1 protein-coding gene is annotated in these 256 nt (G+C 38.3%); it reads right to left on the reverse strand.

Features of this window, described 5'->3' with window-relative positions; genetic code table 11:
* On the reverse strand, positions 1-256 hold a 256-nt coding region (locus CWC11_RS21580), incomplete at both ends, for a hypothetical protein (protein ID WP_138684228.1).

Below are 256 nucleotides of genomic sequence, written 5' to 3' on the forward strand. Positions count from 1 at the left end.
ACCTTCTGAACACCCTTTTTCGCATCATCCGCAGATGTTTTCAGTGCGAAGTTTTCAGGTAACAAGGTATTTACACTAGGAAGAGCTAAATCGAAATTTGCCTCTTCTTTCCATTTATCAAAATCGCTGCGCTTTAAGTCTACAATCTGATATTCACCATCATAGAAGTGTAGTTTTGCATCAGTAGGTTCATCTTTACTGATATACCATACCAGCATTTGATCAGGTGTTAATTGCTTCAAGACGGCATTAACAG

This window comes from Pseudoalteromonas sp. S3178 (genome assembly GCF_005886985.1).
GTDB classification, from domain to species: Bacteria; Pseudomonadota; Gammaproteobacteria; order Enterobacterales; family Alteromonadaceae; genus Pseudoalteromonas; species Pseudoalteromonas carrageenovora.